This window comes from Streptomyces syringium, assembly GCF_017876625.1.
Lineage (GTDB): Bacteria > Actinomycetota > Actinomycetes > Streptomycetales > Streptomycetaceae > Streptomyces > Streptomyces syringius.
Genome location: NZ_JAGIOH010000001.1, coordinates 6,418,400 through 6,440,649 on the forward strand (window position 1 = coordinate 6,418,400; position 22,250 = coordinate 6,440,649).

15 protein-coding genes are annotated in these 22,250 nt (G+C 71.2%); 5 read left to right on the forward strand and 10 right to left on the reverse strand.

Annotation, left to right across the window (positions count from 1 at the left end; all coding sequences use genetic code 11):
• The first annotated feature begins 114 nt into the window (after window positions 1–114).
• Window positions 115–1,452: a Na+/H+ antiporter NhaA gene (gene nhaA, locus JO379_RS28260; RefSeq protein WP_209517552.1), complete on the forward strand. Its 1,338-nt coding sequence runs from the start codon at window positions 115–117 to the stop codon at window positions 1,450–1,452.
• A gap of 252 nt (window positions 1,453–1,704) precedes the next feature.
• Here nhaA and JO379_RS28265 read toward each other — a convergent pair whose 3' ends face one another.
• Window positions 1,705–3,282, reverse strand: a complete 1,578-nt coding sequence (locus tag JO379_RS28265) for an MFS transporter (RefSeq protein ID WP_209517554.1) — start codon at window positions 3,280–3,282, stop codon at window positions 1,705–1,707.
• Window positions 3,283–3,725: 443 nt separating this feature from the next.
• On the opposite strand from JO379_RS28265, the gene JO379_RS34000 reads away from it, so the two are divergent.
• The 4 genes from JO379_RS34000 to JO379_RS28285 are packed head-to-tail and all read left to right on the forward strand — an operon-like array spanning window position 3,726 to window position 7,449.
• On the forward strand, window positions 3,726–5,189 hold the full coding sequence (locus JO379_RS34000; protein ID WP_209517556.1) for a phage tail sheath family protein: 1,464 nt from the start codon (window positions 3,726–3,728) through the stop codon (window positions 5,187–5,189).
• Between the two features lie 26 nt (window positions 5,190–5,215).
• Entirely contained in the window at window positions 5,216–5,656 is a 441-nt protein-coding gene (locus JO379_RS28275) for a phage tail protein (protein WP_130881355.1), read from the forward strand.
• A 35-nt stretch (window positions 5,657–5,691) separates the two neighbouring features.
• Window positions 5,692–7,011 carry a phage tail sheath family protein gene (locus JO379_RS28280; protein WP_130881354.1) on the forward strand — a complete coding sequence of 440 codons (1,320 nt, stop codon included), beginning with the start codon at window positions 5,692–5,694 and terminating at the stop codon, window positions 7,009–7,011.
• A 6-nt stretch (window positions 7,012–7,017) separates the two neighbouring features.
• Window positions 7,018–7,449, forward strand: coding sequence for a contractile injection system spike tip protein (locus tag JO379_RS28285; protein ID WP_209517558.1), 432 nt, complete (start codon window positions 7,018–7,020; stop codon window positions 7,447–7,449).
• 38 nt (window positions 7,450–7,487) lie between these two features.
• On the opposite strand, the gene JO379_RS28290 is transcribed toward JO379_RS28285, so the two are convergent.
• From JO379_RS28290 to JO379_RS28330, 9 genes are read right to left on the reverse strand one after another with little or no spacing between them, the layout of a single operon-like run.
• Entirely contained in the window at window positions 7,488–9,617 is a 2,130-nt protein-coding gene (locus JO379_RS28290) for an ATP-binding protein (RefSeq protein ID WP_307842165.1), read from the reverse strand.
• A complete protein-coding gene (locus JO379_RS28295) occupies window positions 9,614–10,237 on the reverse strand; it encodes a Pvc16 family protein (protein WP_130881352.1) in 624 nt (207 codons plus the stop codon). The genes JO379_RS28290 and JO379_RS28295 overlap by 4 nt, the downstream gene beginning before the upstream one ends.
• A gap of 45 nt (window positions 10,238–10,282) precedes the next feature.
• Complete coding sequence (locus tag JO379_RS28300) at window positions 10,283–13,249, reverse strand: YncE family protein (protein WP_209517559.1); 2,967 nt, start codon at window positions 13,247–13,249, stop codon at window positions 10,283–10,285.
• Window positions 13,246–16,551: a baseplate J/gp47 family protein gene (locus JO379_RS28305; RefSeq protein WP_209517561.1), complete on the reverse strand. Its 3,306-nt coding sequence runs from the start codon at window positions 16,549–16,551 to the stop codon at window positions 13,246–13,248. The genes JO379_RS28300 and JO379_RS28305 overlap by 4 nt, the downstream gene beginning before the upstream one ends.
• Entirely contained in the window at window positions 16,548–17,108 is a 561-nt protein-coding gene (locus JO379_RS28310; RefSeq protein ID WP_130881349.1) for a phage tail protein, read from the reverse strand. Before JO379_RS28310 ends, JO379_RS28305 begins: the two co-directional genes overlap by 4 nt.
• Before the next feature lie 19 nt (window positions 17,109–17,127).
• Entirely contained in the window at window positions 17,128–19,287 is a 2,160-nt protein-coding gene (locus JO379_RS28315) for a baseplate J/gp47 family protein (protein WP_209517563.1), read from the reverse strand.
• A complete protein-coding gene (locus JO379_RS28320; RefSeq protein ID WP_130881347.1) occupies window positions 19,280–19,681 on the reverse strand; it encodes a GPW/gp25 family protein in 402 nt (133 codons plus the stop codon). Before JO379_RS28320 ends, JO379_RS28315 begins: the two co-directional genes overlap by 8 nt.
• Before the next feature lie 24 nt (window positions 19,682–19,705).
• The gene (locus tag JO379_RS28325; protein ID WP_209517565.1) at window positions 19,706–21,502 is read right to left on the reverse strand and encodes a VgrG-related protein; all 1,797 of its coding nucleotides are present in this window, start codon (window positions 21,500–21,502) and stop codon (window positions 19,706–19,708) included.
• Window positions 21,499–22,221: a CIS tube protein gene (locus JO379_RS28330; RefSeq protein ID WP_209517566.1), complete on the reverse strand. Its 723-nt coding sequence runs from the start codon at window positions 22,219–22,221 to the stop codon at window positions 21,499–21,501. Before JO379_RS28330 ends, JO379_RS28325 begins: the two co-directional genes overlap by 4 nt.
• Window positions 22,222–22,250 lie beyond the last annotated feature (29 nt).

Below are 22,250 nucleotides of genomic sequence, written 5' to 3' on the forward strand. Positions count from 1 at the left end.
GGGGCGGTTCCGTACGCACCTCGCGCCTTTGGTGCGTACGGACCCGCCCTTCTTCCCTGTGCCCCAGCCCAGGCCCTGCTCGCCTCTCGCCGACGCTCCGGAAGTACCGCCCTCATGCCCATTGCCCCACCGCCCCGGCGATCCCCCTTCCTCGGACTCCTGCCCTGGCGCGAGCGCCGGGCCGTCGCCGAAGCCCTCCGGACCGAGACGATCGGTGGCCTGGTCCTGCTGTTCGCCGCCGTCGTGGCGCTGATCTGGGCCAACAGCCCATGGAACGGCGCGTACGAGGGCATACGCGATCTCCACCTCGCCATACCCTCGCTCGGCCTGGACCTCTCGCTCGGGCACTGGGCCGCCGACGGGCTGCTCACCGTGTTCTTCCTCGTCGCAGGCATCGAGCTCAAGCGCGAACTCGTCGTCGGCGAACTGAGCACACCGGCCACGGCCGCCCTCCCCGTAATCGCCGCCTTCTGCGGCATGGCCGTACCCGCGGCCGTCTACACCGTCACCGCGTGGGCCGGTGGCGGCAGTCCGGACGGCTGGGCCGTGCCCATGGCCACGGACATCGCCTTCGCGCTGGCCGTCCTCGCTGTCGTCTCCACCCATCTGCCGGCCGCCCTGCGGGCCTTCCTGCTGACCCTCGCCGTGGTGGACGACCTCGGCGGCATCCTGGTCATCGCGCTCTTCTTCACCTCCGACATCAACCCCCTCGCGCTCGGCGGTGCCCTCGCCGGAGTCGTCCTCTTCCACCTCCTTCAGCGCTTCCGCGTCCGCGGATGGTGGTGGTACGTGCCGCTCGGCATCGCCATCTGGACGCTGACCTATCACGGAGGTATCCACGCCACCGTCGCCGGTGTCCTCATGGGCCTCCTTCTGCGCAGTACCCCGGACAAGGGCGAGGAGCGGTCGCCCGGAGGCCGCGTCTCACACCTGCTGCACCCGTTCTCCGCCGGCATCGTTGTACCGCTCTTCGCGCTCTTCGCCGCGGGCGTGAGCGTCTCCGGACCGGCCCTGACCGAGGTCTTCACCAGGCCCGAACCGCTCGGCGTCGCGCTGGGACTGGTCGCGGGCAAGATCCTCGGCGTCTTCCTGGGCACCTACCTCGCCGCCCGCTTCACCCGTGCCCGCCTCAACCCCGACCTCGCCTGGTCCGACGTCCTCGGCCTCTCCGTCCTCGCGGGGATAGGCTTCACGGTCGCCCTTCTCATCGGCGAACTCGCTTTCCCGGGGGCCGCCGTCGGCGAGCAGGTCAAGGCAGCGGTCCTGGTCGCCTCACTCACCGCGGCCGCGCTCGCGGCTTTGCTGCTCCGCCGTCGCAACGCGGTCTACCGGCGCCTGTACCAGGAGGAGACCGTCGACGCCGACGGTGACGGCATCCCCGACATCTACCAGTCGGCGCCGGGGACTGGGGGCCCATGCCGTGATGTGTTGTCGCCGGCTGAAAAGCCCTGAACTGAGGCAGGCGGCTGAGGTGAGGTCAGGAAGGCGTCGAGATTCGCGTGTGAGCCGTAGCCAGGCTGGGCCCGTTTCCGGGGCGGTTGTGGCCACGACCAGGCGCACGTTGCCGTCCGGGCCCAGAAGCCCAGCGAGGCGTCAGGGGCCCCAAGCGGCGCGCGGCCACCGTGCCCGGCCGGCCGCCTGCCCCTCGGGCATGCCTTCTTCTTGCTGGTGAACGCGGCGAAGGAGACCTCGGCGGACGGCCCATCACGCGATGGATCGAGGCTCGGGGCTGTGGGCCTCTTCGTGTTCCGGCTCCGGTGTCGGGCTCTTCTTCTTTCCGGCAGCGGGCAAGGTCATCAGCAGCACAACTGCTCCGAGGAGTGCGATGACCGCGATCCAGCCTGCGCCGACGTGCATGGCATGGATAAACGCCTTGTCGGCAGCCTGGGCAAGAGTGGGCCGGTCGATGGCGGTGGCGACGTGGCGGGCCTGTTCGGCGGAAACCCGCGCCTGATCCTGCACCGGGCCGGGCACACCCTCCAGCGAAGGCTCGATCGCACGTCGGTACATGATCGACATGATCGTGCCGCCCACCGCGATGCCGATCACGCTGCCGGTTTGCCGCACGGTGTTGGTGACGGCCGATCCCGCACCGGCCTGTTCCAACGGCAGGTCGCTGATCAATGCGGCCGTAACGGGGCCGATCACCATGCCGATCGAGAGACCCTGCAGCAACAACAGGATCTCGATCCAGACGAGTGGAGTCTGGAGTCCGAGGAACCCGTACCCGCCCATGGTCAGCGCAGCCACGGTCAGCGCCGGAACGGTGACAAGGCGGAGCGGCAGGCGGCGAACCAGGCGCGAGGCAAGGGGCGCCGCCGCGAGCGCGCCGAGTGCGGTCGGGATATTGGCCAAACCCGCCTTCATCGGTGAATATCCGAGCGCGCCTTGCAGATAGAACGCGTTGTAGAAGGTGATGGCGGCCACGCCGAAGAGCAGCAGTCCGAGCGCCACATTGCCGCCACCGAATGTGCGTTGCACGAGCAGTCGCGGATCAAAGCTGGGCACCTTGACGCGCAGTTCGACGAGTACGAAAACGGCCAGCAGAACCAGACCGACGACGATCGGCGCCCAGACGTCGGTACGACTCCACGCAGCCACCTGCCCCGCCCGGATCAGCCCGTAGGCCAACGCCACGAGCCCACTGATCGACAGCAGCATTCCAGCGGGGTCCAGTGGCCGCGGGGTGGGGCTGCGGAAATTCGGAACCAGCACGGCGAGCCCGACCAACGCCAGTGCCGCGACCGGGATATTGATCAGAAAGACCGAGCCCCACCAGAAATGATCGAGCAGGAATCCCGCCAGCACCGGGCCGGCGGCCATTCCGACACCGGCCGACGCCGAGAAAATGCCGATCGCGGCAGCCCGCGCGGGGCCGGTAAAGGTCCACATCAGGATGGCCATCATGGCGGGTGTGATCAGCGCGCTGCCCACCCCCATCGCAGCCCGAGCCGCAATCAGCTGGCCCGCATCGCTTGCGTACGCCGCCCACAGCGAGGACCCGGCGAAAATCACCAATCCACTGGAAAACACAGTCCGGTGACCGAATCGATCGCCCAATGTGCCCGCAGTGAACATCAATGTGGCGAAGGCCAGAGTGTACGCACCGGTCGCCCATTGCAGCTGACCGGGATTGGCCCCCAGGCCACGGACCGGGTCCGCAAGGGTCTCCAGCGCAGTACTCAGGACGGTATTTTCCAGCCAGATAAGCAGCGAGCACAGCATAAGAACGGCAAGAATGAACTGCTGCCTGGATTTCGGCAACGTCGGCGGCGCGGTCATGAACACCTTCGAAATTCGATCGGCGGGAACTGAACGCCTGGACTATAAGCAGGCCCCACAACGCCGTCAAGCTCAGAATTTCTTGTCAAGACTATTGCGGCCGGACGGACCGCATGCCCTCTGCCGAATTTGCGGACTTAATAAGTCTGTGCCCTCCGGTGGATTTGCAAGTTGAAGGATTCCATGACTTCGGGAGGGTTGCGGCCGAGCGGATTTCATGCCCCTCCAGTGGGCTGTCGCACCGCGTCCCGCGACCCCAGCTCGGTGCCCCGGCTACGTCATCTGTCGTACCTTCCTCCGTTTGCATGCGCGTACGCCCCCGGAGTGGTTGGGTGAAGGGTCGCATTCCCGATGAGAGGGGCAAACAGGGCATGGTTTCAGGTCCGTTGGCACCCGGAGTGTTCATCAAGGAACGTTCGAGCGGAGTCCGGACAATCACCGGAGTGGGGACGTCCACCCCCGCCTTCCTCGGCTACACCGTGCGCGGCCCACAGGCGCCCACGGCGCCGGTGCGGATCAACAACTGGTCCGAGTTCGTGGACACGTTCCACTTCCGCTCCCCGATGGCGGCGGAGGAGTTGAGGCGGGAGCTGGAGAGGCTGTCCGGGGCCGTGACGGAGGCCGAAGCGAAGCTCGCGCCCCTGGAGGCGGACTTCAAGGAGAAGGCCACCACCGGCGACGAGCCCCCGCTCACCGAGGCGGAATGCGCCGCCCTCACCGAAGTGCAGGCTGCCGACTGGGCCGACGAAGCCGTGGAGGCGGAGAAGAGGGCAGAGGCCGAGGCCGCAGCGAAGAAGGTGGCGGAAGCGGAAGCCCTTTCCGGACCGTACGCGCTCTGGATCGCGGCCGGGAACGAACTGGCAGGCCTCAACCGGCGCAAGGCGGAGCTGACCGTCTTCGCCGAATACTTCGAGCGGTCCGGGAGCATCCAACTTCCGGAAGCCGTCTACGGGTTCTTCGCCAACGGAGGAACATCCTGCTACGTCCTCCGGCTCGACCCCGGCCGGTCCCTCGCGGGCGAGGTCAACGGCGATCCCGACTTACGCACGGGTCTGGCCGGACTCGAGACGGTGCCGGACGTGACCATGGTCGCCGTCCCGGACGTATGGCGGGAGGGCATCACGCCGAAGGACGCCGCAGGCATCATGGGCACGGTGGTCGGTCACTGTGTGACCCTGCGCAACCGGCTGGCCCTGCTCGAACCACCGCCCGACACCCTGCCGGCCGATGTGTCGACGTTCCTCGAGGATCTGGCGGGTCAGGGCTCGGATGACGCGGCATTCACGGCGCTGTACTACCCCTGGGTCAAGGTGCCCGGCGTGGACGGCATCCCGCGCACCGTTGTCCCGTCGGGCCACCTGGCCGGCGTGTGGGCCCGCACGGATGCCGAGCGCGGTGTGTTCAAGGCTCCCGCCAACCAGAACCTGCGCGGCGTGCTGTCCCTGCCCACGCTGCTCACCGACCAACGCCACGGCGAGCTGAACGACAAGGGTGTCAACTGCCTGCGCGTCTTTCCCGACCGGGGTCTGTTGGTGTGGGGTGCGCGTACGCGGTCCAGTAGTCGTGACTGGCGCTATCTGAATGTGCGTCGTCTGGTGTCGTTCCTGTCGGATTCCATCCGTCAGTCCTCGACGTGGGCTGTGTTCGAGCCCAACGACGACCGTCTGTGGGCCACTCTCCGGCACTCGGTCACCAGCTTCCTGACGGATCAGTGGCGTCAGGGTGCGTTGCTCGGGCGTACGCCTGATGAGGCCTTCTACGTGATCTGTGACCGTACGAACAACACCTCGGCGACGATCGATGCCGGTCAGGTGATCTGTGACATCGGTGTCGCGCCCGTGCGTCCCGCCGAGTTCGTCCAGTTCACCATCACCCAGATCGCCGGCCAGCCCGGCGCCAACAGCTGACGCCCGGAACCCAGGAGGCTACGCACGTGTTGACCGGTGACACCTTCAGCAGCAGCACCTTCGCCATCGAACTGGGCAAGTTCCAGGTCGAGACCGTCCAGGACGTGTCCGGACTGACCCTGGAACAGGACGTCGTCGAGGTCCGGCAGGTGTCCGCGACAGGCGAACTGATCGTGCGCAAACAGCCGGGCGCGCGCAAGACCGGTGAGATCACGATCACCCGGGGCATGGACAAGAGCACCGCGTTCACCGACTGGATCAAGACCACACTGGTCAACGCCGATCTCGACAGCGCCCGGCAGAACATCACCATCGCCCTGAAGGACGCGCAGAAGCAGACCGTCCGCCGCATCCACCTCTCCAACGCCTGGGCATCGCGCTGGGAAGGTCCCCAGCTCGGCGCGGCCAACTCCGGAATCGCGACGGAACAAGTGACGATCACCTACGAGGACATCACCGTCGAATAGCCCGGAGCCGAGCAGCCGAGAGGGGAACGACAGCGATGACGACGAAGCCTCCGGGTGTCTACGTCACGGAGAAGTCCAGCGGCGTGCGCATGATCGTCGGAGTGGGCACCTCCACCCCGGCCTTCCTCGGATACACCACCACACCGACCGAGGCCCCCGGTGAGACGGCGACTCCTCCGTTCACACCGGACGAACGCAAGATCCCCCAGCCGATCCGCGGCTGGCAGGAGTTCGCCGACCGCTACAGCATCCCAGCACTGGGGAAAGAGCTGGCGGCTCTCCGGAAGAAGAGCGACAAGGCACCTGCCGATTTCAAGAGGATCCAGGTACTCCAGCGATGCTTCACCCTGGCGGAGGCGGTCTACGGCTTCTTCGCCAATGGCGGTACGTCCTGCTACGTCGTCGGCTTCCTGAACCCCGACGCGGCCGTGCCGGAAGCCGGCCTCGGCGGAAACGCGGAGCAACGCACGGGGCTCGACGGGCTGGAGACGGTGCCGGAAGTGACCATGGTCGCCGTGCCCAGTCTCTGGGACATGACCGTCGCGGCCACCGAAACCGAGGCCCCGCCGGACCCGAATCTGCCGACCGGAAAGTCGCTCATCGGCAAAGTCGTCGCCCACTGCACCGCGCAGCGCAACCGTCTCGCGGTGGTCGACGCGCCACCGAAGCTGCTCGTGGAGCCACTCAAGACGTTCGTCGGCGACTCGTCGGACTCGGATGACGCGGCGTTCACGGCGATGTACTACCCCTGGGTCAAGGTGCCCGGTGTCGACGGTGTTCCGCGTACGGTGCCGCCGTCCGGTCATCTGGCCGGCGTGTGGGCCCGCACGGACGCGGAGCGCGGTGTGTTCAAGGCCCCCGCCAACCAGAACCTGCGCGGTGTGCTCGACCTCCCCATTCTTCTGAGTGACGATCAGAACGGGGAGCTGAACGACAAGGGTGTCAACTGCCTCCGCGTCTTCCCCGGCCGGGGTCTGTTGGTGTGGGGTGCGCGTACGCGGTCCAGTAGTCGTGACTGGCGCTATCTGAATGTGCGTCGTCTGGTGTCGTTCCTGTCGGATTCCATCCGTCAGTCCTCGACGTGGGCTGTGTTCGAGCCCAACGACGACCGTCTGTGGGCCACTCTCCGGCACTCGGTCACCAGCTTCCTGACGGATCAGTGGCGTCAGGGTGCGTTGCTCGGGCGTACGCCTGATGAGGCCTTCTACGTGATCTGTGACCGTACGAACAACACCTCGGCGACGATCGATGCCGGTCAGGTGATCTGTGACATCGGTGTCGCGCCCGTGCGTCCCGCCGAGTTCGTCCAGTTCACCATCACCCAGATCGCCGGCCAGCCCGGCCAGGGGGGCTGAGGCTCCGTGCAGAAGATCGTGGTGAGGCAGGGCGATACCGTCACGCTCACCCTGAATCTGCCGGCGATGCTCACCCCACCCCTTCCCCCCACCGCCCTGCCGCTGGGCACGGCGGGCTTTCGGATCGAACAGCACATCGCCTGTGTGCCCGACGACATCGAGTCGTGGGTCATGTCGCCCGTCGGCTACTCGACACCGGCCTTTCCGACCGCGGGAACCGGACGCATCGAGTTCAAGGTTCCCCCGGCGAACCGCGCCGAGTACGCCAGAGCGAGTCAAGGGACGACGGAAGTCGTCGTCAACGGTGGGCCGTTGGACGTGGACTTCACCGTGGGGGGACCGGCGAGCAACCCCTCCGGCACGGACACCCCAGGGGCTGTGTACCGGGGAACGGCGACCCTCACCTGCCCCCGCGTGCGACCCGTGACGGCCGGCTGACCCGCCTGGGTCCTTGAACCCCGAAAGGGTTCAAGGACTCAGGCGGCCGTTCCCGGTGGGAAGCGGGACTCGTCCACATAGCGGCCGAGTTTGGCGTACTCCTCGCGGACCGCCGCCAGCAGATCGGCCATGGTGAGCGGGCGGTCCTCGTCGGCGGCCCGGTAGGCGGCAGTGATGACGCAGCAGCGGATCGCGCCGCCGGACAGGTCGAAGGCCGAGGCGAGGGCCGTCAGGCCGGCCTGGTCGACGTCGTCGGCCCGGGGGGCGGCCGGGCCCAGACAGCGGTCCCACAGGGCATGGCGCTGGGCGTCGTCGGGCGCGGGGAAGTGGATGACGAGGTCGAGACGGCGCAGAAACGCCACGTCGATGTTGGCGGGCATGTTGGTGGTCAGCAGGGCCAGACCGTCGAAGGACTCCAGGCGCTGGAGGAGGTAGGAGGTCCCCGTGTTGGCGTAGCGGTCATGGGCGTCGTGGGTGGCCGTGCGCTTGCCGAAGACGGCGTCCGCCTCATCGAAGAGGAGTACGGCGTCGACGGCGTCGGCCTCGGTGAAGATCCGCTCGAGGTGCTTCTCGGTCTCCCCGATGTACTTGTCGACGACCGTGGCGAGGTCGACGACGTACAGGTCGAGGCCGAGATCGGCGGCCACGACCTCCGCCGCCAGGGTCTTGCCCGTCCCGGAGACGCCGCTGAAGAGGGCGGTGACGCCGTGTCCGCGTCCCCCGCCCGGTCGCATCCGCCACTCTCCCAGGACCCGGTCGCGGTGGCGTACGCGCCGGGTGAGGTCCCGCAGCTGCTCGTGCGTCCGCTCGGGCAGCACCAGATCGTCCCAGTCGACAGCGGGGCGTACGGGCCGGGCGAGGCGGTCGAGCGCGCCGCCGTTCCACGCACGGGCGCTGTCCCGGACCGCGGCGGCGTCGACGGGGGTGCCGTGTGTGGCGGCCTGCCGGCCGGCCGCCGCGGCCACGGCGCGGATCCGGCCGGGGCCGAGCCGGTACCGGGCACCGATGGCGACCGCCTCGTCGGTCACGGTGCCGGCGCGGGCGCCGAGTTCGTACCGCCACAGCGCGGTGCGTTCCGGCCCCGTCAGGGGCGGGCAGTCGGCGAGAACCGGGGGAGCGGCTGTCCAGCGGACGTCCCACGGTTGCCTCCCGGTGAGGACCAGAGGAACCGGGGCACCGTCGAGCGGGGCCAGCAGGTCCTGTACGTGCCGGGCATCGGGGGAATCGACGGGGCCCACGATCAGCCCGTGGCCGCGCAGCCGTGCTTCGAGGAGCGCCGCGCCGACGCATCCTGCCGGGTCCCTTTCGTGGGTCAGGCCTGTGAAGTCCAGGCGGAGCGCGGGCCGTCCGCACGCGCGCAGTGCCGCTTCGGCGACGGCTTCTGCCGTGCCGTCCGTGCTGTCGCGCAGGTGGACCGGATGGCGGTGGGCGAGCAGCCGGGTCAGGTGGCGCACGGCTTCGGCCACGGGGCCCTCGCTCAAGGGCCGGCCGCGTTCCGGCAGGGCCAGCAGGTGATGCAGACAGAACGGCAGGGAGTCGTCGCCCAACAGGTGCGCGGTGACCCGGTCGGGGACGCGCAGGGGCCGGGTCAGAAAGGGGCGGGAGACATCCCCGATCTCCACGAGGCCACCGGCGCGCAGGGGTGCGTCGGCCGCGAAGACCCGGCGGGCGGCCGCCGAGGCGCTCGCGACACCGCAGAGAGCGAGGGCCAGGCCGGTGGTCGCGTGGCGGCAGGTGATGTCGTCGTTGAGATAGCCGTAGCAGCGCTCGAACCGGGCATCGACGTCGGGGGCCAGCGCGAGCACCACCATGTCGAGGGCGAGCGCGTCAAGCCCGAACTCCTCGGCGAGACGGCGCAGGGGCGGCGCGGCCCCGGCCGCCGCGGCCGCGTCCTCCCGGGCGCGCAGAGCGGTGGCGAGGGCTTCGTCAGCGGTGGCGGGGACCAGCGGGCCGGCCGGTGGGTCCAAGAGGTGTGAGGCCATGTCGTCGGAGACGCAGAGCCCTTGGAACGGGTCGAAGGGCGGCTCCAGGAGCTCCGCGGGTACGGACTCCTCGCCCGTACGGAGAGCGATCGCGTGCCGCACCCGGGCCTCGATGACGGCCAGCCGGGCGAGCAGCCAGTCCGCGGCCGTGGCGGTGGGCACTCCGGGGCGCGCGGTGGCGGTCACCGCGTGTCCTCGTCCGCCCCCGGCGCGGGCTTGAGTGCCTCGCGGACGACAGGGGGCCCGGTCACCCAGTGGGTGTAGCTGTCCGGCTGGAAGGACAGCAGGGGGATGGTCACGGTCACGTTCAGGGCGGGGACGAGCGTGTGGCCCACCGCGCTCCACAGTTCCGTCAGAGCCCGGTCCTCGGCGGGCGGGTGGCCGACGTCGAGGAGAGCGGACAGCTCCATCTCCTGCAGCTCCGGGGGCAGGGGCACGGGGAAGACCCGGCTCCTTGCGAAGCCGACGAAGAGTGCTCCGAGTATGCGGTGGGCGCTGAGGGCGTCCGGGGCCCAGGCCACGACCAGATACGACAGCCGGGCATAGCGCGGTGGGTCGAACTCCGCCGACTTCCGGGGCGGGCGCCCCGGGGTTCCCCTGTCGTACTGGTAGACGGTGCCGGTCTGCCGCCGGTCCAGGTCCTCGCGGACGTCGTACAGGTAGATGCCGACCGTCTCGGCGCCGACGGTCTCACCGAGCGCTCCGTCGCGGCCGGGCGGCTGGAAGGTGACGGGGATGCCCGGCGGCAGCCATATCACCTCCTGCTGTACGCGTGACTTCAATGCCTGGTCGACCAGTTCGATCATCTGCGTGCCTCTGTCCGCGCCGGAGGGGTGGGGGAGTCGGTACGGTCAGTTCGTCGTCGGCATGCCGACCGCCTGCCGTACGTCGAGCCCCAGCGGGGTCGTCGTGTCCAGGGGAGCGAGCGTCGTGGTGTCCACCACCGATACGGCAGCGCCCGCCTCGTCCGCGAGGTACACCAGATGCTTCGCGGACTGCGGGTGAGGTGCGCTTCCGGTGAGCCGTTCGCCGGCCGGTACGGTGAAACGCGGCGTTCCGGTCCTGGCGTCGAGCATCAGGAGATCTCCGCTGTTCTCGGTGGTCACGAAGAGCCAGGCCCCGTCGGCGGACACTGACAGTGCTTCGGGCTTGATGACCCGTGGATGCTCCCAGGTGTCGATGACCTTGGGTGTGCCCGGTGAGGCGTCGTCGGGGCCGATGACCGAAATGCTGTCGCTCCCGTGGTTCGCGACATAGGCACGCGGGCCGCCCGGGGCGCAGGCCACGCCCATGGGGTCCCGGCCCACGTCCAGGGAGGTCACGTGGTGGTCGGAGAGGCGGACGCACCGCAGGGAATCGGCGGTGCGGTCGGTGACGTAGGCGTAGGCGCCGTCGGCGGTGACGGCCACGTCCCACGGCTGGGACGCGCCCGGCTCACCTACCGGTACGGGTGTCACCTTGGACCCGAAGACGCTGACCGTCCGGCTGGTGAAGTTGGCGACACACAGGGTGCCGTCGGCGGAGATCGCCGCCGCGTACGGGAGGTCGTCCTTGTCGAGGGGGCGGGACTCGGTGCTCTCGACGCCGAGTCGCGAAGCGTCGAGAGTGATCACCGCCAGGCACGCTTCGCGAGGGTCGGGACTTTCCTTCCTGCCCTGATTGACGACGTACAGGGTCCGGTCGTCCCGGCAGACCAGCGCACCGGGCCTGTCGGTGCGCGCAGCGGGGGCCGTGGCGACGGTCTCCATCTGGTCGCCTCCTGCTGCCAGCTGGATGCCGTACACCGTGCCCAGCGCCCCGGCTCCCTGCTTCCAGCGCTCGGCGTCGGCCGCGTAGAGGTAGTGGCCGTCGGGGGAGAGGGCGAGCCCGACGTTGACGGCGAGCTGAGGGTCGGGCCTGATGACGATCTGGATCGTGCGCTGATGCACTGCCGGGGCGGTGGAGACGTCGAACACCTCGACCGTTCCGTGGCTGCTGGTGTTGTTGGACACGTAAAGGGTCGTTCCGTCCGGTGACAGGGCCAGGCCGTTGGGCCGCTTCAGGGGAGTCGGGGACTTGGTCACCGTCATCTCGTGACCCCACTCGGCCCCCACCGCGTCGCGGTTGAGGACCGAGACGGTCCCGTTCTGGTAGTTGGCGACGTAGAGCCGGAGTTCGTCGGGCGACAGGGCCAACTCGTGCGGTCCCGACAGGTGGCCCGTCGTCGCGTCGATGACCCCCTGCTGCTGCCACTCCCCCCGCTCTGTCCTCTGGAGCATCGCGATCTGCCCGCCCTGCTGCCCCTCCGGGGTGGAGGCGAAGTCGGATACGTAGAGCGTCCTGCCGTCCCCGGACAGGGCGGCGCCCGTGGGCTCCTGACACCCCACGACCTCGGCATCGATCGTGTGCGTACCGCCCTTCGGGTCGACGAACGAGACCGTCGCCGTACCGGAGTCGGCCGTCACCGCGTACCGGCTGTCAGGGGTGACGGCCACCCCGTAGGGACGGGCACCGGAGGCCAGTTGGACGGGGGTCACCGTCACCTCGCCGTTCGCGGTGAGCTCGCTCCCCTGGGCCGGGCTGAGGACGAGGAGATGCGACGAATCGGGACTGGTCGCGCAGGCGAACCCCAGGTCGGGGGCGACGGCGACGCCCCACGGCTGGTGCGTGGCCCCGAGGGGGACCGGGGCGAGCGGGGCGAGGCCGCCGAGGTCCAGCACCGCGACCTTGTGCGATGCGGAGTCGGCCGCGTAGGCCCAGGTGCCGTCCGGGGAGACGGCGACGTCGACCGGCTTCGACCCTTCTCCGGCTGGGATGGAGGCCGACTTGCGCGGGGCGGCCCGCACGACGGTCAGCCGGCCGGTGGCCTGGTCGGTGACATAGGAGTGGTGCCCGTCCGGGCCGAACACCACCCCCGCGGGCACGCCTCCCAGCGGAACGACCATGTGGTCGAGGGTGTCCGTCCGGACGGCCGTGAGAAGGCCCGACGTCTGGCTCACGACATGGATCACTTCGCCGTCCGGGGCGAAGGCCACGGCGACCGGGTGCGCGCCGGCCGGAACGGTGTCGGGGGTGCCGACCCGCCCGCTGTCCGGGTCCACGGGCGCGACGGAGACGGACGCGGAGCCGTAGTTCGCCACGCCCAGGCGGTCGCCGGTGGGGCCGATCGCGAGGGCGCGGGGCTCGGCCCCGACGGGCACGGGGTCACCCACCGCCGCGCCGTCCGCGTCCAGGTCCAGCACCGTCACCCGGCCGTCGGCCGTACCTTCCCCCCGGCTCGCGACGTACGCGAACCGTCCTCCCGGCGCCACCGCGGCCGCCCGGGTGACCCCGGGGACGGAGACGGACGCGCTCACGGACGGCGCGCCCGCCCGACCCACGTCGACCACCGACACCTTGGCGTCCGTCTCGCTGATCACACAGACCCGTCGCGCCCCGCCGCCCGGGGCCGCCGCCAGCGCGCAGGGGCCGGTACCGACCGTCAAGGCCTGCCCGCCCCGCCCCTCCTTGTCGAACACCTCGACCTTGCCGTCCGCCGACGCCACACAGATCTGGTCGTCCACCAGCCCCGCCACGACGCCGCACGGTCCCTTCCCGGTGGGAACCGGAGGAAGAACCGGATGTTCCGGGGCCGTGAGGTCCACTACGGACAGCGTTTCGTCGTCGTGGTCGACGACGTAGGCCCGAGTGCCGTCCGTACTGACGGCGACGGCACGTGGGTTGCGCCCCACCGTAGTGAAACGGACCTCGGGAGCCTCGGGGGCCGTGAGATCCACGACGGCCAGAGCGTCCGTGCCCCAGTCCGGTGCCACCAGCAAGGGCTCGTTCCGAGTGCTCATGAAGGCACCTCCGCGACGGTGACTCGGTGTTCGACGGAGTACACGGTCTCGCCGGGCCCGCAGGGGATCCGTACGACAGGGTCCGACGCCGAACCGTCGAGCGGATCGACCGGGACGAGCTCGGCCGTGGCGACGCGGCCCACCCCCGGCACCTGCTCCAGGACCCGGAACGCCTCGCCCGCGTACACCGGGCGCCCCAGCGGCCATCCCGTGCCGTCCGGGCCGCCGCCGACGGGGCTGAAGTACCGGTACAGGGCGCGTTCCGCGGCGGCGCGGAGCTCGGCGCGTTCGTCGGCGGTGCGGTAGTCGGCGGGAACGATCCGGGCATCGACCCGGATGCCGTGGTAGACGGGCTGCTTCAGCCACACCGGAACGCCCTCCGGCTGGCAGGCGCGCAGGGAGCGGCGCAAGGTGTCGCAGGCGTCGCGGGTGGGGGTGAGCATGTGGAAGGGGAACCAGCCCCGCTCGTCGGTGGTCACGAAGGGGATGACCATCAACGTCACGCCGGCCTGGGTGCTGCCGCCGCTGGTGTCGGTGTAGCCGTTCTTGCCGTCCCGTGAAGTGGTGACGTTACGCACGCCGACGATGCGGTCGTCGTCGTCCGGGTTCTTCAGCCGGCTGATCCCGCCCGGGGGGATGCCGTTGCCCGCCGCGCCGAGCGTGGCCTTGTACGGGCCGTCCACGGTGATGGGCGTGCCCTCGGGCAGCGGAACGGCGCCGTACTGCTTGGGCTCCGAGGAGCCGCCCGTCACCATCGGGCCGAAGTGGACCTGGCCCGTACTGGCGTTGACGACCACGTCCTTGCTGTCCTCGAGGGAATCGTGGAAGGACGTGACAGTGCTCCAGTTCTCGGCGCCGACGCGGACCGCGGGGAGCTGCCCGTACACAGGGGAGTGCAACAGGGGGTAGACCTGACCGGGCTTGTCCGTGGACAGGAACGACTCTCGTGCCCGGTCGTGCTCCTCGTACTGATCGGCGGAAACGGGGTCCGTCTTCCCGGAGTCGGCGTAGACCGTGTACGTCGTGGTCGGTGTGCCTTTCGGATCGAGGATCTGGACGGCGATCCAGCAGACGGCCTCCTCGGTCGGGAAACCGGCGCCCCGCCCGTCGACGGCGTCCTGTGCCGTGCCGGCGAGGTCGCCGCGTGCGACGGCCGCCTGCCACCGCGCGGACTCGCTCACGTGGACGGGATGGGCGGGGACCGTCGTCCCGTCCGCCGGAGTGATCTCTCGCGCGGGCGCGGAGGCGTAGGCGAGGGGAGCGGCGGTGTCCCACCACGGCGCCGCCTTCCTCGGCGCGAACACGGATACCGCGATGCGGTCCTCCGGCTCACGGTCCCCTCCCGCCCTCACCCACAGCGTGAGGTGGCCCGGATCATGCGGCTCCTTGATCTCCAGCAGCGCCAGGACCAGCCCGCCGCCATCCTTGAAGGGCCCGGAGAACTCACCGCCCGCCTGGTAGTCACCCGCCGCGAACATCCCGACGGCGGCGGTGGCGCCGGGGACGAGCCCGAGGTGTGCCGCGCCCACCACGTCCGGCGGCACGCGCGTGGCCTCCTCCGTCGTCGTGAAGACCGTCTCGCCGTCCTCCGTGGGGGCGATGACCTGTACCCCTGGGGAAACCGTCAGCGTGCCGGGCGCCAGGGTGAGGACGACGTCCGTCCTGGCGGGGCACCACGGCAGATAGTTGCGGGCCGGGTCGAGCGCGTCGTCGGGTGCGTCCCGGACGTGGTGGATACGGGCCATGCCCGCCGACGCGGCCAGTGCGAGCTGTTCGTAGTCGATGGGGACGACCGCCCGCTCCGGCACCGGGGAGCCCAGGGGCAGGCGCGTCGCGCAGGCGGCGGCACTCTCGCGTTCCGTGCCGCCGACCGCCGGTGCGGGATTGGTCACGGAAGAGACGTACGGCAGCGGGGTGCGCAGCACGGTGATGGTGCGGGCGGGTACGTTGCCCCGGGCACCGCCGCCGGTCAGATAGCGCCGGATCCGTACGACCGCTCCCGCCGGCAGCGGCGCACCGTGCTGTCGTGGTCCCCGGGCACCGGCGACGACGGGCGCGAAGACGGCCTCCCCGGTGCGCGGGTCGAGGGTGAAGTGCCGGTCGCCGGGGCCCGATCCGGCGAGCGAGGCGACATACGTCCACTGTGCGGTCCGCCCGCCGAGCACGGCTTCGACGACGAGGGGATCGGTGCTGCGGGGCAGCGGCGGACGGGCGAAGCGGAGGCGTTCGCCGGTGGTGCCCGTCGCGGTGCCCAGGGTCTCGTTCCGTACCAGCCCGGCCTGGACGACGGGGACGGAGACGGCGAGCACCGGGTCGAGCGTGACCCGGGTCAACGGGCTTCGGCCCGCATCGGCGCGGTAGCGGATCAGCCCGACGTCCCTCAGGCGCTGTACGGAGTCGCCGCCGCCCTCGCCGGCCGCCCGGTGGAGCAGGAGCTGGGCGGGAGCGTGGGCGGTGGGAAGGTCGAGCGTGACCTTGCCCGGCCGGCCCTGGATGACCACGGTGTCCGTGACGACCCGGCAGCCGGTCCAGTGCGTGCCCTGCCAGGCCTCCCAGTGCCCCCGGGTGACGCCCGTGCCCGCCTTGGGAGCGAGCCCGACGCCCATGGTCACGTCCAGCGTCACGCGCGTACTCGGTACGGGCACCGACAGGACGACCAGGGCGTAGGAGGAGTGCGAGGAGCCGTCACCGCCACCGCCCGTGCTCACCGGGCCGGTGTTCGCGAAGGCGTCCCCGGGCGGCGGGAAGTCGCCGAGGTAGGGGAGGTTGAGGTGGAAGGCCGGCCCGGCGAAGGCCGGGCCGCCCGGCTCGACGGTCCGGCCCGACGCGGAGCCGAACCCGGTCAGCATGCCCTCCAGGGCACCGTCGGCCCTCCGTGACTCCGCGAAGTCCCCGGCGGCGACCAGGACACAGGGGTTGAGCACCGCCTCCGTCAGCGTGCTGAAGACGACCGGTTCCGCTTCCCCCACGGGCCGTGTGGCGACCTCCTGGCCCGCAGGGACGACCACCGGCTCGGGCGACGGAGCGGCGAGCTGGAGGACGACTTCGGTCTGCGCGGGCGAGGGCCGGTAGGGCCGCACGCCCAGCAGCCGCAGCATGTGCAGCCGTCGCTGGTCGGGAGCCAGGTTGAGCCGGTCGCGCAGAGCCATGACCATGTCCGTACACGTCTCGATCAGACCCCGGCCCGGGTCCGTCCGGTCCTGACCGGTCCAGGTCCCCACCTTGCGCCGTACGGCGGCGACGGTGTCGGCGACGACCTCGTCGCGAGTGCGTCCGTCGTACTCGGGTGTCGGCAGACTCATCCCTGCGGTGACCTCTCGTCAGGAGCGTGGTGCGCGAGGGTGACGGTGATCTTGAAGGGGAGGTGGGCGGGGCAGTGCGCCCGGACCAGGCGCGTGAGCCGGCTCTCGAGGGCCCGCTGGTCCTCCCCGGCCGGGGCGGTCAGGGTGACGGTGAGCATGCGTCCGGCGCGGAGCGCCGGGTCGTCGTGGGTGAAGACGCGGCCGGGGTCGTCGACGACGAGCGCGAAGCCGGGCGGCACCCAGCCGTGGATCTCCCGGGCCTCCAGCAGCAGCCCGTACGGCGTCCCGCGGTGAGCGGCCAGGCGGGGCGCGAGGTCGACAGCCTTGCGCCGTAGGGTCTCCGGCCACCCCGGCTCCACCCGTGCGCCGGTGATCCGGATCAGCCAGTCCAGGAAGGCCGGTGGAGCGCGCCAGGGGTCGAGCACCGCGTCGAGGCCGCCGATCCGTTCCTCGGCCGGGGCCGTGGCCTGGCCGATCGCGGCCGCGAACGCGAGCGCGACCGTGTCGTGTCCGTAGACGGCCGGCAGGGGCAGGGGACGTGCGGCGTACGCGGACATGCGCGGTCCTCTCTCTTCCTCAGCCTTCGGCGGTGTCGACGTTGATGACCATGTCGTCCACGAGGACCAGTCCGCCGTCCGAGACCTCGACGGACGGCACGGCCCCGTCGTCGACGCACAGGCTCACCTCGGTCGTGCCCCGGACCTCCGGCACCGCCTCCAGCACGGTGAAGACGTCGCCGGTGTGGACGCGCCGACCCCACGGCCAGCCCCGCCCGTCCGGCCCGCCGGCTGTGGGGTGGAAGAAGCGGCGCAGGGCCCGTTCGGCCGCCCGCCGGGTCCTCTCCTGGTCCGCCGCCGCGCTGCTCCAGGGGCGTACGGTCGCCGCGATCCCGAAGCGGTGGTAGCGGGGTGTGCCCACCCGCAGCCGTTCGCCCAGCAGCCGGGAGGCCTCGACGACGCCCACCACCGAGTCCAGGACGTCCCGGGGAACGTCGAACGCGTCACCGGGCGGGGCCTGTGCCGGGTCTCCCTCGAAGACAGGCACCAGGAGGACGTGGAGCGGATCGTCCTCGCGCCGCCAGAGAGCGGGCTCGGTCCTCGTCCCCTTCATGAAGAAGAAGACACCGCCGATGACGACCACGGCGTCCGGGGACACCTGGCACTGCGGGGAGAGGCCGGGGAACGCCTCCGAGATCAGGGACCGCACCCCCCGGCTGCCGGCCTGCGGCACGAAGGCCCGGTCGGCGGCGGTGTAGGCGCGGTGGTAGAAGGTCTCGCCCTTGAAGAAGAACAGTTCGTACGCGTCGGCCGTGTCGGGGTCGGCGAGGACGGCGACGTCGTCGAGCTCCGACGAGAAGTCTTCCGGCAGGCCGGGGAACGCGCTGCTGATGTCCTGTGGTGACGCGTCCTGGCCGTCCCAGAGGCACTGGGTCCCGTAGAACCAGAGCCTGGGCTCGCTCTCACCGGTGCGGATGACGGCGTCGAGGCACCTCGCGGACCTGACGGGCTCGGGTACCGCATCGTCGTCGTTGCTCTCGCCCGGCCCTTCCAGGGGCAGCGGGAGAGGGGTGATGGATTCGTCGTCGGCGAAGTAGTGCACGGCCCGCACCGGGTCCCGGGCGGCGACGGCGCAGGCGAGGATCCCGGCCGGGCGCGGCGGTTGCGTCAGGGCGGTGGGCACGCGTGAGTCGGTGGGCCGGGTGAGCGTCGTGACCCGGACCCGGGCCAGGCCGGTCACGTGCTCGTCGATGATCTGCTCGTGGTCGGCGGCGGTGACCGCGCGGCGCAGCGGGGCGAGGCCCAGCCCCGCGCGTTCCAGCGCCTGCCGCCAGTCCTCCGCGTCCTCGGCGGGGGCGAGCACGCCGTGGGCGGTGGCGCTCAGCCCGGCGTGTGAGACCACCGTCAGCGGTGTGCCGAGGGGAAGGCTGCCCTTCCGGCCTCGGTACACGTGGTACTCCGCGCTGATCCTCGTGCCTTCCGGCGGTACGTGTCCGTGTGGCTCGGGCCCGCCCTCGGCGGGGACCAGAGGCCCGAGGACGACCTCGCACGAGGCGTCGTCCCACCAGTGGACCCGGTCCTCGGGCCCGGCCTCGGCGAAGGTACGAACCGCCGGCCAGACGGTGTCCCCGACCCGGACCGTCAGCCGCGGGCCGAACGGAGGCTCCGCGACGGGAGTGCCGGACCGCCACGGCCGGTGGCGCGTCGCGAAGCGACCGCCCGGGAGACCGTCGGACGTGCCCAGCACCTCGGCGACCGGGACGAGTCGCTCGAGTGCCTCCACCACTCCCGTGGACTGGTTCTCGGCGAGAGTGAGCGGTGCGGTGGTCGCCAGGACGACCGGCTGCTCGCCCTCGGTCGTGACCTCGGTGCCCGCCGGGATGTCCCGGCGCCCGGTCGTACCGTCGGTGCGAGTGAACGCGACGGTGATCCGGGCGGGTGAGGCGGGGAGCGGCACGATGCCCATGAGGCGGAGCAGGGCGGAACGCTGACGGGCCGTCATGCGGTTGACGCGGTAGAGCAGCTGGTCGGTCCGCTCGGCGCAGGCCTCGATCAGGGTGACGCCGGGGTCGGAGACGTTGTGGTCGGTCCACTCGGGCGCGCGCTGCGGCAGGGCACGCTTGGCGGCGTCCACGAGCTGCTGGAAGCGCAGGTCGTCCAGGACGGGAACGGGAACGCCGGACGCGTCGGCCGGGCCGGGACGCTCGGGCGGCGGATCGGCCATGGGGAAGTCACTCACTCGGGGAATCTCCGGGCAGGGTATAGAAGGGGAAGACGAGGTTGCGGGGTTCGTTGGTGGCACGCAGCCGGTAGCGGATGTCGATGTAGAGCACGCCGATGTCCACGGTGTCCGTGCTGAACAGCAGGTCGTCGACCTCGATCCGCGGCTCCCACCGGTCGAGTGCCCGGCGTACCTCCACATCGGCGCGGGCGACGGTCGTGGCGTCGAGCGTGTCGAAGACGAGACCGTGGATGCCGCAGCCGAACTCCGGCCGCATCGGCCGCTCGCCCGGCGCGGTGGACAGGATGACCCGCATGGCCTGCTCCACGTCGTCGCTGCCGGTCGCCAGTCCTACGCGACCGGTGCCGGTGATGACGGCGGGGAACGCCCACCCCGCGCCGATGATGTCCACGGTCGCCCTCTCTTCCGTACCGGGTCAGTTGATGTCGACGGTGTTGCCGGTGATGGTGGTCTGCTGCCCTTCGAGGGTGAGCTCGCCGTGGCTCTTCACCGTGACGGTGCCGCCCTCCAGCGTCAGCTGCCCGCCGCCGCTGCCGGCCGCCGTGACGGTCACCGTGCTGGCCTTGAGGATCAGGGTGCCTGTCTCTCCCGCGTCGATGGTCAGGGTGCCGTCGCCGCGGCCGTCGAGCGAGACCCGCACGGTCTTCTCCCCTTCCCCCGCCGCGAAGGCGATGGTGGTCTCCTTCCGGTCGAGGTGGGTGACGAGCTTGCCGTCGCCGCTCAGAAGCCGGACGCCCTGAGGGCCGTCGGCCGCACTGAGCAGTTCGAGGCGGTCGCCCGAACGGGACGCGAGAGAGCTCCTGTTGGCCCGGCCGGTACCGGCGTCGACGAGCGGCAGGCCATGGTCGGTGGGGGCGTCGAGGCCGTTGTAGAGCCCGCCGAGGACGTACGGCCGGTCCAGCCGCCCGTGCTCGAAACCGACCAGGACCTCGTCCCCGGCTTCCGGGGCGAACACGCCGCCGCCACCGGCCCCGCCCCACTGGACGGTACGGACCCAGTCGGTCACGTAGTCCTGCGACAGCCACGGCAGACGCAGCCGTACGGCACCGCGCTGTCCCTTCCCCGGTTCCTTGATGTCCGTGACGACCCCCACCGCCACGCCCGGCGCGCACAGGGGCGGTGGGTAGGGCACGACGGGCGGCGGAAGCGGGCCCACCCGGACCAGGCTCCGGTAGCCCTGCTCCCCGTCGAAGACGTGACCGCAGGAGGTGACGGTGTACTTGCCGGTGAACGGCTCACCCACTCCGGCCAGGGTCACCGGTACGCCCGCCCGTAGTTCGGGGGCGCCCGCGACCTCGACGGCCAGCGTGGCCATCGCGGCCGCCGACTCCGCCGCGACCGCGTGGGCCGCCGCGTCCACCTGCGGGGCGGTGGTGTGGGCCCGGCCGCCGACGAGCAGTTCCGGTGCCGGCCCGGGGAAGGCCTTGCCGAGCCGTGCGGGCGTGACGCCCAGGCGCAGCCGTTCGCTGTCGCCCGCACCGGCCTTCGCGGACAGCGCGGCCTTGCCGTCGGGATCCCAGCCCCGGACCTCCACCTCGGCGACCTGGCCCTCGGAGGACACCGCGGCACGCAGCGCCAGCAGGTTCACCCCCTGCTCCAGGACGAACGGGCTCCGGTCCGCCCCCGTGCCGGGAGCGGGCGCCGCGTCGGCGGCGGCCGGGCGGCGCATGTGGAGGGCGGCCCCCTCGACCGTCAGGCGCAGACCGCGCTGGTCGGCGAGGTGGTTCAGCAACTCCCAGTCGGTCAGGTTCGGCTGGGCCACGTGCGGGATGCGGGTGCGCTCGGCGTCGATCCGGCCCGTCGTCAGCCCGTGCCGGGAGGCGGCCTGCCGGGCGACCTCGGCCACCGTGGTGTCGACGTAGGCGGCGACCCGCCGCCCCCGCGCCAGCCGGTGCCCCCGGTCCATGGCCCGCACGGTCGTGAACGACCCGTCGGCGTCCACCTCCGTCTCCAGCGCCGTGACCTCGCCGTCGAAGATGCCCGCCCGGGTGCGGCGGCGCGCGGCGGCCACCGCCACGGTCAGCGGCGCCCCGACGGTGATCCCCGCCGCCGCCAGGAGCCGGTGCTCGGGATCGCGGAACCGTAGGGTCGCGCGGGCCGGCAGCCCCACCGACGTGTCCACCGAAGCCTCCACCAGGCGTTCCGCCCACAGCTCCGGCAGCGGGGAGCCGAAGGCGATGACCGGCTCCGCCGCGTAGAGCCTCTCCGTCACCCGGTACCTCCCGAGGGGCGCTCCTCCAGGACCGGCAGGACCAGCACCGTGCCCACCGGCACCCGGGCCGGATCGTCGACATCGTTGGCCTCCGCGATCGCCCGCCACCTCGTCGGATCGCCGTACGCCTGCCACGCCAGCCCGGCCAGGGTGTCGCCCGCCACCACGAGATGGGTGTCCACCGGCCCGTCGGCACCCGACGTCGGGTTCTGCCGGGGCGTCACGCCGCCCACCTCCTCCAGGGAGACGGTGCAGGTGGCGCGCAGCGGTGTCCCGTCGTGCCCGAACCGGGTGTACGCCGCGTCGACCTGCGTCACCAGCGCGAGGAACGCGGTCGTGCGCGAACGCCCCCACTCCAGCCGCACCCAGGGCGCCGACGCGGGCTTCGCCGTGGCGCTCCGCGCGGTCGGGGCGCAGCAGTCGAGCAGCTTCTCCACCTGGTCCTGCACGCTGGAACGGAAGTCACCCGCGTCGAGGAACACCTCCAGCGTCATCGTGCGCGGCTGCGCCCCCACGAACTGCGCTCGCGCCGCCCCCTCGCTCGAGGGCGCCGGACTGCGTTCCCAGCGGGCCCGTTTGCCGACCTGGACCCGGTCGGGGTTGAAGTGGAAGCGGACGCGGCCGCGTTCCGGCCCCGGGGTGTTGCCGGTCCCCGTCGGAGGGTCGTAGATCACGAGGACGGCGCGTACCGGCGCGCCTCCCAGGAGCTCGGACAGCATGTGGTCCTCTCGACGGTTCGGGACGGGCA

Coding starts and splice junctions, on each gene's coding strand:
- nhaA (WP_209517552.1), top strand. CDS start 115: ATGCCCATTGCCCCACCGCCCCGGCGATCCCCCTTCCTCGGACTCCTG.
- JO379_RS28310 (WP_130881349.1), bottom strand. CDS start 17,108: ATGTCCGCGTACGCCGCACGTCCCCTGCCCCTGCCGGCCGTCTACGGA.
- JO379_RS28305 (WP_209517561.1), bottom strand. CDS start 16,551: ATGAGTCTGCCGACACCCGAGTACGACGGACGCACTCGCGACGAGGTC.
- JO379_RS28295 (WP_130881352.1), bottom strand. CDS start 10,237: ATGATCGAACTGGTCGACCAGGCATTGAAGTCACGCGTACAGCAGGAG.
- JO379_RS28265 (WP_209517554.1), bottom strand. CDS start 3,282: ATGACCGCGCCGCCGACGTTGCCGAAATCCAGGCAGCAGTTCATTCTT.
- JO379_RS28300 (WP_209517559.1), bottom strand. CDS start 13,249: ATGAGCACTCGGAACGAGCCCTTGCTGGTGGCACCGGACTGGGGCACG.
- JO379_RS28330 (WP_209517566.1), bottom strand. CDS start 22,221: ATGCTGTCCGAGCTCCTGGGAGGCGCGCCGGTACGCGCCGTCCTCGTG.
- JO379_RS28280 (WP_130881354.1), top strand. CDS start 5,692: ATGACGACGAAGCCTCCGGGTGTCTACGTCACGGAGAAGTCCAGCGGC.